The 9996-nt window shown below is 69.1% G+C and carries 9 protein-coding genes; 6 read left to right on the forward strand and 3 right to left on the reverse strand.

Annotated elements, in window-relative coordinates; all coding sequences use genetic code 11:
- Window positions 1-7: 7 nt before the first annotated feature.
- Both ABZ796_RS12805 and ABZ796_RS12810 read left to right on the forward strand, forming a co-directional pair.
- Window positions 8-475: a GNAT family N-acetyltransferase gene (locus ABZ796_RS12805; RefSeq protein WP_357337289.1), complete on the forward strand. Its 468-nt coding sequence runs from the start codon at window positions 8-10 to the stop codon at window positions 473-475.
- A 134-nt stretch (window positions 476-609) separates the two neighbouring features.
- Complete coding sequence (locus ABZ796_RS12810) at window positions 610-2661, forward strand: family 20 glycosylhydrolase (RefSeq protein WP_357337290.1); 2052 nt, start codon at window positions 610-612, stop codon at window positions 2659-2661.
- A 60-nt stretch (window positions 2662-2721) separates the two neighbouring features.
- Here the strand turns inward: ABZ796_RS12810 and ABZ796_RS12815 are convergent, their stop codons facing one another.
- Window positions 2722-4062 (reverse strand): class II 3-deoxy-7-phosphoheptulonate synthase, encoded by a 1341-nt coding sequence (locus ABZ796_RS12815; protein ID WP_357337291.1) that lies wholly within the window; start codon window positions 4060-4062, stop codon window positions 2722-2724.
- A 111-nt stretch (window positions 4063-4173) separates the two neighbouring features.
- Window positions 4174-5592: an APC family permease gene (locus tag ABZ796_RS12820; RefSeq protein ID WP_357337292.1), complete on the reverse strand. Its 1419-nt coding sequence runs from the start codon at window positions 5590-5592 to the stop codon at window positions 4174-4176.
- A 189-nt stretch (window positions 5593-5781) separates the two neighbouring features.
- Here ABZ796_RS12820 and ABZ796_RS12825 point away from each other — a divergent pair, with 189 nt between their 5' ends.
- From ABZ796_RS12825 to ABZ796_RS12840, 4 genes are read left to right on the forward strand one after another with little or no spacing between them, the layout of a single operon-like run.
- The gene (locus ABZ796_RS12825) at window positions 5782-6612 is read left to right on the forward strand and encodes a DUF1028 domain-containing protein (RefSeq protein WP_357337293.1); all 831 of its coding nucleotides are present in this window, start codon (window positions 5782-5784) and stop codon (window positions 6610-6612) included.
- Complete coding sequence (locus ABZ796_RS12830; RefSeq protein WP_357337294.1) at window positions 6609-8078, forward strand: glycerol kinase; 1470 nt, start codon at window positions 6609-6611, stop codon at window positions 8076-8078. Before ABZ796_RS12825 ends, ABZ796_RS12830 begins: the two co-directional genes overlap by 4 nt.
- Window positions 8075-8542: a hypothetical protein gene (locus ABZ796_RS12835; protein ID WP_357337295.1), complete on the forward strand. Its 468-nt coding sequence runs from the start codon at window positions 8075-8077 to the stop codon at window positions 8540-8542. Before ABZ796_RS12830 ends, ABZ796_RS12835 begins: the two co-directional genes overlap by 4 nt.
- The gene (locus ABZ796_RS12840; protein ID WP_357337296.1) at window positions 8539-9411 is read left to right on the forward strand and encodes a metallophosphoesterase; all 873 of its coding nucleotides are present in this window, start codon (window positions 8539-8541) and stop codon (window positions 9409-9411) included. The genes ABZ796_RS12835 and ABZ796_RS12840 overlap by 4 nt, the downstream gene beginning before the upstream one ends.
- Window positions 9412-9426: 15 nt before the next feature.
- On the opposite strand, the gene ABZ796_RS12845 is transcribed toward ABZ796_RS12840, so the two are convergent.
- Window positions 9427-9762, reverse strand: a complete 336-nt coding sequence (locus ABZ796_RS12845) for a DUF1048 domain-containing protein (protein ID WP_357337298.1) — start codon at window positions 9760-9762, stop codon at window positions 9427-9429.
- Window positions 9763-9996 lie beyond the last annotated feature (234 nt).

The raw sequence follows: 9996 nt of genomic DNA on the forward strand, positions 1-9996 counted from the left end.
CGCCTAGATGCCGAGAATCGTCGTCACCGAGATCGACAGCGACGAGCAGCGCGCCCTTGCGCTCGATGTCTGGCGGGCGGCCAACGCCGCCCGCCGCCGCACCGCCACCGAGGCCCGGATCCGCCGGGTCCGCGAGAAGCTGGACACGGCCGAGCTGGCGCTGCTCGCCCACTACGGCACCCGTCCGGCGGGGATGCTGGTCGCCGAGACCTACCTCGTCGACGGCGTACCGCTCCCCGGCTACGGCCACATCTCGATGGTCTTCGTCGACCCCGCGGTCTGGGGATCCCACGTCGGGACCGAGATGATCCGCGACCTCCAGTCACGCGGCTGGGAGGGCCTCAGCGTCTGGACCCGCACCGACAACCGGCGCGCGCAGCGCCTCTACGAGCGCACCGGCTTCACCGACACCAGCAACCGCAGCACCCTCCACGACGGCGAGGAGATCATGCAGCTCGCCTGGGCGAGCGGCTGAGCGCCGGGCGAGAATTAATTTGTTGAGCGAATTTACGAAAACCCCCTCGGGTGCGCGAGCGCGTCACTACGCTCGCCGGGAGCAGCACAACTTCTTGATACTCGCCGTGTCGCCGCGGCAGAGAGGAATGTTGAATGTCTCGCTCGATACTCGCCGCAGCCGCCGCTCTGACCCTCGCAGGCTGTCTGGTCACCATGGCGGCCCCGTCGGCCACCGCTTCCACCCCCACCCCCGCCTCCGCTCCCGATACCCCCGTCCCGGGTCTGGTCCCGCTCCCGGTGCAGGTCACCGAGCAGTCCGGCCCCGACTTCGTCGTCACCCCCGGCGCGCGCATCGTCGCCCGCGGTGAGGCCGCAGCGGTCGGGCGCCTGCTCGCCACCACGCTCCGGACGTCGACCGGCTACGCGCTGCCGGTCGTCTCCGCCCACCCGAAGCCCACCGATCTGCAACTGGTCATCGACGCCGGCGCCGACTACGGCCAGGTGGCGGGCAACCCCGAGGCGTACACCCTCTCCTCCGGCCGTTCAGGCCTGCGGATCAGCGGGGCGACCCGGCACGGGCTCTTCAACGGCACCCAGACGCTGCGCCAGCTGCTCCCGGCCTTCGCCGGTTCGCCTGTCCGCGTGCATCAGACGTGGAGCGTACCGGCCGTGAAGGTCCTCGACGCGCCGCGGTTCGGCTACCGCGGGATCATGGTCGACGTCGCCCGGTCGTTCCAGACCGTCGACGAGGTCAAGCAGATCATCGACGCCGCCGCCACAGCAAAGCTGTCGGTGCTGCACATCCACCTGGCCGATGACCAGGGCTGGCGCATCCAGATCACCAACGACGGGCGAGCGGCCGGCGACGACATCGACTACACGGCGCTGACACGAGAGTCGGGCGGCACCGCGGTCACCTCCAACGCCTACCAGGCCAAAGACGGCCATACCGGCTACTACACCCAGGCCCAGTTCCGCGACCTGGTCGCCTACGCCGCCGAGCGCGAGATCGAGGTGGTCCCCGAGGTCGACATCCCGGGCCACACCAACGCTGCGCTGCACGCGATCCCGCAGCTCAACACCGCGGGATCCAGCCACACCGGCACCGCCGCGGAGCCGGTGGCGCCGGTCAACAGCACGATCGACGTCGGCTACTCCTATCTCGACCCCTACGCCGAGGTCAGCTACACCTTCGTCCAGCACGTCTTCGCGCAGCTGGCCGAGATGACCCCCGGCGACTATCTGCACATCGGTGGCGACGAGTCGCACGCCATGACCGCTCGCTACGGGCACCAGGGCTATGTCGACTTCGAGAAGCGGGCCGTGGACATCGTGCACGACCTCGGGAAGAAGACGCTGGGCTGGAACGAGTACTCGGAGACGACCCTCAGTCCTGGCGACGGGGTGCAGTACTGGGCCGGCTCGACCGACTTCGCCAAGCGCGCCATCACCGAGGACGGCGCCAAGCTGCTGGTCTCACCGGGCAACAAGTCGTATCTCGACATGAAGTACAACCCCAAGACGCCGATCGGGCTGTCCTGGGCGTGCTCGGGCTCATGCGACTTCCCGGACTACTACGCCTGGAGCCCCGAGAACGTCGTCCCTGGCGTCGGTGACGCCGACATCCTGGGCACCGAGGCGCCGCTGTGGTCGGAGACCGTCCGTGGCGTGAGCGACGCGGAGTTCATGATGTTCCCGCGCGCCCTCGCGCACGGGGAGGTCGGTTGGACCCAGGAGTCGCTGCGCGACGGGGCCGACTTCGCCCGCCGGGTCGCCGACGTCGGCACCCGGCTCAACACCGCCGGCATCAACTTCTACGACGGCCCCCACGCCGCCTGGTCCACCGCCGTGACCGGCACCGATGCAGTCGTACGCCGCGGCTCCTCGGCCACCGTAGCGGCAGGCCTGCTCGCCGCACCGGGCACGAAGACGGACGGATCGACGGTCGCCGTCGACGCGGTCGACGACGCCGACGGCCTGGGCGGCTCCGCGCTCACGGGCTCGCTCGGCGCGACGGTCCGCTTCGGTGACGGCACCGCCGGCGTGCCTGCGACCTTCACCACGACCACCCCACGCGACGGGCTCCACGCCGCGGGTGTCTACCGGATCAGCGCGTCGCACCGCTACGCGCGCCCGGGCACCTATCACGGAACGGTGACGACCTCGGACGGTCGCACGGCCAGGTTCACGGTCAGGGTTCGCTGACCGATCGCCGCAGTCGGCGCGTCCTGCTCCGCAGGACGTGCCGACTCTGCGTCCGGCGGGCTACTTGTTGCGAAGCATCTCCGCGACCTGGAACGCCATCTCCAGCGACTGGACCCGGTTGAGGCGCGGGTCGACGACACTCTCGTAGCGGTGCACGAGGCCGGCCTCGTCGAGCTCCTCGCCGCCGCCGATGATCTCGGTGACGTCGTCGCCGGTGTTCTCGACCAGGATGCCGCCGGGGACGGTGCCGAGGGCGTGGTGGACGTCGAAGAAGCCCTGGACCTCGTCGAGGACGTCCTCGAAGCGGCGGGTCTTGTAGCCGTTGGAGGTGGAGAAGGTGTTGCCGTGCATCGGGTCGGAGATCCAGGTGACGTTGACGCCCTCGGCGGTGATCTTCTCGACCAGCCCGGGCAGCCCGTCGCGCACCTTGCCCGCGCCGAAGCGGGTGATGAAGGTGAGCCGGCCCTCCTCGTTCTTCGGGTTGAGCTTGGCGGCCAGCGCGAGCGCGTCGTCCGGGGTCGCGGTGGGGCCGAGCTTGCAGCCGATCGGGTTGTTGAGGTGGCGGAAGTACTCCACGTGGGCACCGTCGAGCTGGCGGGTGCGCTCACCGATCCAGACGAAGTGGCCCGAGACGTTGTAGGGCGTCTCGGTGCGCGAGTCGATGCGGGTCATCGCGTGCTCGTACTCGAGCAGCAGCGCCTCGTGGGAGGAGTAGAAGTCGACCCGGTGGAACTCTTCCGGGTCGGCGCCGATGGCCTCCATGAACGCGATCGCGCGCTCGATCTCGGAGCCCATCGCCTCGTACTTCGCGCCGACCGGCGAGTTGCGGACGAACTCGGAGTTCCAGGTGTGCACCTGGCGCAGGTCGGCGTAGCCACCGGTGGTGAACGCGCGCACGAGGTTCAGGGTCGAGGAGGAGGCGTGGTAGACGTCCAGCAGCCGCTGCGGGTCGGGGATGCGGGACTCGGCGGTGAACTCGAAGCCGTTGACGGCGTCGCCGCGGTAGGCCGGCAGGGTCACGCCGTCGCGGGTCTCCATGTCGGAGGAGCGCGGCTTGGCGTACTGCCCCGCGAGACGGCCGATCTTCACGACCGGGACGGAGGCGGCGTACGTCAGAACGACGGCCATCTGGAGCAGCACGCGCAGCTTGTTGCGGGTGTTGTCGGCGGTCGCCTCGGCGAAGACCTCGGCGCAGTCGCCGCCCTGCAGGATGAACGCCTCGCCGCGGCCGGCGGCGGCGATCGAGCTCTTGAGCTGGTCGCACTCCCCCGCAAAGACGAGCGGCGGCTGATTCCTCAGCTTCTCGACCGCCGCGGCCAGGGCGACCGGGTCGGAATAGGTCGGCTGCTGAAGGGCTCCGATGGCGTGCAGCTGCTCGAGGGAGGGGAAGGCGTCGTTCACGAGCCTCAGGGTACGCGGCTCACCCGGTTGTTACGAAGTCATCTCAGACACGGCAGGGCCGGCGTACGTCCTCAGCAGCTCGTACGCCGGCCCCGACCGAAGACACCTTCGTTACTTGTCGTCCTCGGGGTTGACGTCCATGTGCTCGATGTCCTGGAAGTGCGGCGGCTCGTCGTCCTTGTTGGCGATCTTGTTGACGAGCCAGGTGACGGCCCACAGGATCACGCCGAGGACCATCAGGCCACCTGCGATCTCGTAGACGATGCCGTCCCGGTCGACCCACGGGCCGGCCAGGTAGATGCACAGCAGCGCGGCGATGGGCGGCAGCCACCTCGGCGCGGTGAAGAACGCCTTGTCGGTGTCGGCCCGTCGGTTGCGCAGGACCACGCAGGCGATGTTGACGATCGCGAAGACGCACAGCAGGAGCAGCGCCGTGGTGGAGCCGAGGTTGGAGACGATGTTGCTGTCCGGGTCGCTGGAGACGTACCAGATCAGGCCCAGCGCCAGCAGCGTGGTGAAGATGATCGCGATGTAGGGCGTGCGGCGGCCGGGCAGGACCGCGCCCAGCTGCTTGGGCAGCACCCGCTGCTTGGCCATGCCGTAGACGAGCCGGCTGGCCATCAGCATGTTGATCAGCGCCGTGTTGGCGACGGCGAAGACCGCCAGGAACGGGAACACCTTGTCGATCGGGAAGTCGGGCGCACCCTTGGCGACCACTTCGAGCAGGGCCCGGCCCTCGGACTCGCGGATCGTCTCGAGCTCTCCGGGGCTCAGGACGCTGACCACCGAGATCGCGACCAGGATGTAGAGGAGCGCGGCGGCGCCCAGGCCCATGAACATGGTGCGCGGGAAGATCCGCTCGGGCTCCTTGGTCTCCTCGACCATGTTGACCGCGTCCTCGAAGCCGACCATCGCGAAGAAGGCCACCGAGGTCGCGGCGGTGACCGCGAAGACCACGCCCATGTTGGAGTAGTCGTCGAAGGAGACCAGCTCCGACATGTCGGCCTTGCCCTGGGCGATCACGAAGAAGCCGACGCCGATGACGATGCACAGGGCGACCATCTCGACGAGGGTGAGGACGATGTTGAACTTCACGCTCTCACCCACGCCACGCAGGTTGATCAGCGCGAGCAGGATCATGAAGCCCAACGCCACCAGCGTGACGACACCCTCGCTGGGTGCGTCCATCCAGCCGTTGATCTCCAAGCCGCCGAAGAAGTTCTGCGCCAGCGTGTTGGCCGAGGTCGACGCGCTGGTGATACCCGAGCAGGCGACCGCGAAGGTCACCATGAAGGTGAGGAAGTGGAAACCGAACGCCTTGTGCGTGTAGAGCGCGGCGCCGGCCGCGCTGGGATACTTGGTCACCAGCTCCAGGTAGGAGTACGCCGTCATGGTGGCCACCACGAAGGCGAGCAGGAACGGCAGCCACAGGACGCCGCCCACGTAGCCGGCCATCGTCCCGGTGACGGCGTAGACGCCGGCCCCCAGGATGTCGCCGACGATGAAGAGCAGAAGGAGCCAGGGCCCCATCACTCTCTTCAACTCGGGTGTTTCTTCTTTCGCCAGGGTTGTCATGATGTCCTTCCTGGTCACGTTCGAAACTCAGTTCCGAAATTGGGATGAAGGGATCCCTCAATCAAAGCCCAAGCTCCCCGTCAGGTGTACGACAATTCGTAAACACGCCGTAACCGGACGAATTTTCGCGGATAGGGTCGCGGCATGACCTTCTCCATCGTCGCCAGAGCAGTTGATCCAGGCACCGGGGAGCCCACCTGGGGTGTGGCCGTTGCTTCGAAGTTCCTCGCCGTCGGGTCGGCCGTGCCGGCCGCCGTCGCCGGGGTCGGAGCCATCGCCACCCAGGCCGAGGCCAACGTCGCCTACAAGGGTCTCGCGCTCGCCCACCTCGACGAGGGTGCGACGGCTTCCGTCGCCCTCGAGAGGCTCCTGGAGGAGGACGAGCGCCGCGACCACCGCCAGGTCGGCATCGTCGACGTGGACGGCAACGCCGCTTCCCACACCGGATCGTCCTGCTTCGACTGGGCAGGCGGCCGCACCGGGGACGGCTATGCGATCCAGGGCAACATCCTCACCGGCCCCGAGGTGGTCGAGGCGATGGAGGCCGCCTGGCTCGCCTCCTCCCCCGACGAGCCGCTGCAGCACCGCCTGCTGGCGGCCCTGGCCGCGGGCGACGAGGCCGGCGGCGACAGCCGCGGCCGGCAGAGCGCGGCCCTCCTGGTCGTGCGCGAGGAGGCCGGCTACGGCGGCAACGACGACATCGCGGCCGACCTCCGGGTCGACGACCACACGGCCCCGATCACCGAGCTGAAGCGACTCCTGGACCTCAGCGACTTCTACCTGACCGCGTCCACCGAGGACGAGAAGGTGCAGGTCACCCCCGAGATCGAAGCCGAGGTGGAGGCGTACGCCGCGACGCAGGGTGCCACGGGCTTTCTCGCCTGGGTCGCCACCGAGAACTACGAGATGCGGGTGGCCGAGGACCTCTCCTGGATCGACCGGCGCATCCTCGACATCGTCAGGACCGCGAAGTGAGCTCGATCCTCGCCATCGACGCCGGCACCACCGGCGTCACCGCTCTGATCGTCACGGAGAAGGGCGAGGTCGCCGCTCGGGGGTATGAGGAGTTCGACCAGCACTTCCCCAGCCCGGGCCGGGTCGAGCACGTCCCCGAGGGGATCTGGCAGGCCACGCTGGAGGCGTGCCGTACGGTCCTCGCGGCCCACGGCAAGGACGACCTCGTCGGCATCGGGATCACCAACCAGCGCGAGACGGTCGTGCTGTGGGACCGGGAGACGCTGGGCTCGCCGCGGCGAGCGATCGTGTGGCAGGACCGGCGTACGACCGCGATGTGCTCCTCGATGGCCGAGCACGACGCCCGTGTGCGGGAGCTGACCGGGCTCCGTCTGGACCCCTACTTCAGCGCGACGAAGCTGGCCTGGATCCGTGAGAACGAGCCGCACACCTGGACGCACGTGGAATCTGGGCGCTATGCGATCGGCACCGTCGACTCCTATCTCATCGCCCGGATGACCCGCGGCCTCCACCACGTCTCCGACGTCTCCAACGCGTCCCGGACGCTGCTGTTCGACATCACCGCCAACGACTGGTCCGAGGAGCTGTGCGACCTCTTCGGGGTGCCGCGCGACGCGCTGCCGGAGATCGGACCCAACTGGGGCGAGGGCGTGGTCACCGACCCGCGCTCCTTCCTCGACCTCTCGCTGCCGATCGCCGGGGTGGCCGGCGACCAGCAGGCCGCGCTGTTCGGGCAGGCCGCGTTCGAGGTGGGCGACTCCAAGTGCACCTACGGCACCGGCTCGTTCGTGCTGACCAACACCGGCACCACACCGCAGCGGTCGGACTCCGGTCTGCTCACCTCGCCGGGCTGGATGTCACCCTCGGGAGAGGTCACCTACGTCCTCGAGGGCTCCATCTTCGTGACCGGCGCCGCGGTGCAGTGGCTGCGCGACGGCCTGCAGATCATCGGCTCCGCGGCGGAGACCGAGGCCCTGGCCCGCACCGTCACCTCGTCCGAGGGGGTCGTCTTCGTGCCGGCCCTGACCGGCCTCGGTGCACCCCACTGGGACCCCGACGCCCGCGGCACGATCATCGGCATCACCCGCGGCACCACCCGTGCCCACATCGTGCGCGCGACCCTGGAGGCGATCACCTTCGAGGTACGCGACGTGATAGCCACCATGCCGACGCCCGTCGCCTCGCTCAACGTCGACGGCGGCGCGGCCGCCAACAACCTGCTGTGCCAGCTCCAGGCCGACCAGCTCGGGGTCGACGTCTCCCGGCCGCGCTACGTCGAGACCACGGGTCTCGGTGCGGCCTTCCTCGCCGGTCTGGGCGTCGGCGTATGGTCCTCGTTCGACGAGATCCGCGAGACCTGGGCGCTGGACCGCACCTTCTCCCCCGACGCGTCACGTCGCGATGCGGCCGACGAGGCGTACGCCTCCTGGAGCCGGGCCGTCGAGCGCTCCCGACAGTGGGCATGAGCAGTCCGCGACGCGGGGTTCCGTGGTGGGTCTGGCTGCTCGTCGCGGGCGCGGTGTTCGTGGTCGTCGCGGGAATCGGGCTCGTCGGGCTGGTCGCCTGGGTGGGCACGGACCTGGGTGAGTCGGGCGAGGCCCAGTCCGCCGACTGCGTCGACCTCGCCCAGGCGGTCGGGCTGTCCGATCTCCCAGCCGGAAGCTCGGCTGCCTCCTGCACCTACATCGGGTTCCAGGACTGGCAGATCGAGGGCGCGATAACGGTCCCCCGGGCCGAGCTCGACGCCTGGCTCGCCCGCCTCCCCGGCTCTCCGGTGCTGGGCGAGGACGGCTGCACCGACGCCGTGGCCTGCGTCCAGGTCGACCTCACCCAGGTCGGGGACGAGGTCGACGCCCACTACCTCGACGTCGCCGTCCTCAGCGAGAGCGACGGCATCGCCGAGGTCCTCATGTCAGCCTTCACGACATGACCCGGATTCTGCATCTCTCCGACACCCATGTCTCCGCGAGCGGCGTCGACATGGACGGTGTCGACGCCATCGCCGCGCTCGAGGCGATCCTGCGCGACGCACGCCACCTCCCCGGCCTGGACGCGGTCGTGGTCAGCGGCGACATCGCCGACGACGGCTCGGCCGCCGGATGCGCCGCGGTCCTGGAGCGGGTCGGCGCGTTCGCGGCCGAACGTGGCATCCCGCACCTCTACTCGACCGGCAACCACGATGCCCGCGGACCGTTCCGCGAGGTGCTCGGCAGTGGCCATCGCGATGCCGACGGGCGCGACCGCGGGCGGCTGCTGGATCCGGAGTCGGACCTGTGCGCGGCGGTCAGCTTCCTGGGTGACCTCAGGGTCATCACTGTCGACAGCCTGGTCCCGGGCAAGACCCACGGCTTCCTGGACGAGCACCAGCTGGCCTGCCTCGCGAACGAGCTGGCCACTCCGACCCGCGACGGAACGGTCCTGGTCCTCCACCATCCACCCCTCCACCTCGCCTCGGTCCCCTACGTCGCCGACGTCGTCCTCCAGAACATCTCCGCCCTCGGCCGGGTGGTGCGCAGCAGTGACGTACGCGCCATCCTCACCGGACACCTGCACTTCCAGGTCAGCGGCTTCCTCGCCGGCATCCCGGTCTGGGTGACCCCCGGAGTCGTCACCCGCATCGACACCACCGCTCCCCCACATCTCGTACGCGGCGTAGTAGGTGCCGGCGCCACCGTCATCGACCTGGCCGACCCGGCCTCTCCCACCTGCCACGTGATCACCGCCCGCGACCCCCGCGCCGGCGAGCAGATCTACCTCTACGACCCCGCCTCGGGCGACGACGTCCCCAACGAGGGCTGAGGTTCGTCGTCGGCCTCAGGCGAGCTTCTGGGTGACCTCGTTGAGGTTGGTGCGGAGCTTGGGGCGGTAGGCGTCGTGCTGCTCGGGGAGTCGGGTGTTGCAGAAGGTGTCCAGGTCGGGTCTGGTGACCTCGAGGACGGCGCGTGCGTTGGCGGCTTTGGTCTCGAACAGGTCGAGGATGTCGCGCAGGATGGCGACGATGTCCATGCCGTCACCGGCGGTGAAGCGCCACAGGTAGTTCTTCATCTCGCCATACACGGTGCGGAAGTCGGCCGGGAGTTCGGCGGCGCGGGCTTCCATGCGCTTCCAGTCCTTCTTGTCCCCGATGAGGCGGGTGAGGAGGTTGTTCATGGTGGTGCTCCTTGGTTCGGTGTGTACGTTCCGGGCCCCGGGTTTGGGGCTGTGGAAGAAGCGTGCAGGCCTGACCTAGCGTCAAGGTCAAGCACCGATCCGAAGAAAGTTCACAACCGATCTCGGGCGTCAGGCCGCCAGGGTGTGGTTGAGCAGTACGTTGCGCAGCCGGATCTCGGCTGGTGACAGGGGTGGCGGGTCCGGTTTCCAAGCCTCGGGTGGTGGGCTGGTGTA

The organism is Nocardioides sp. NPDC047086, assembly GCF_040643685.1.
Lineage (GTDB): Bacteria > Actinomycetota > Actinomycetes > Propionibacteriales > Nocardioidaceae > Nocardioides.

Excerpts from the sequence above, each read along its gene's own strand:
- ABZ796_RS12805 (WP_357337289.1), top strand. The coding sequence starts at position 8 with ATGCCGAGAATCGTCGTCACCGAGATCGACAGCGACGAGCAGCGCGCC.
- ABZ796_RS12845 (WP_357337298.1), bottom strand. The coding sequence starts at position 9,762 with ATGAACAACCTCCTCACCCGCCTCATCGGGGACAAGAAGGACTGGAAG.
- ABZ796_RS12840 (WP_357337296.1), top strand. The coding sequence starts at position 8,539 with ATGACCCGGATTCTGCATCTCTCCGACACCCATGTCTCCGCGAGCGGC.
- ABZ796_RS12820 (WP_357337292.1), bottom strand. The coding sequence starts at position 5,592 with ATGGGGCCCTGGCTCCTTCTGCTCTTCATCGTCGGCGACATCCTGGGG.
- ABZ796_RS12835 (WP_357337295.1), top strand. The coding sequence starts at position 8,075 with ATGAGCAGTCCGCGACGCGGGGTTCCGTGGTGGGTCTGGCTGCTCGTC.
- ABZ796_RS12810 (WP_357337290.1), top strand. The coding sequence starts at position 610 with ATGTCTCGCTCGATACTCGCCGCAGCCGCCGCTCTGACCCTCGCAGGC.
- ABZ796_RS12825 (WP_357337293.1), top strand. The coding sequence starts at position 5,782 with ATGACCTTCTCCATCGTCGCCAGAGCAGTTGATCCAGGCACCGGGGAG.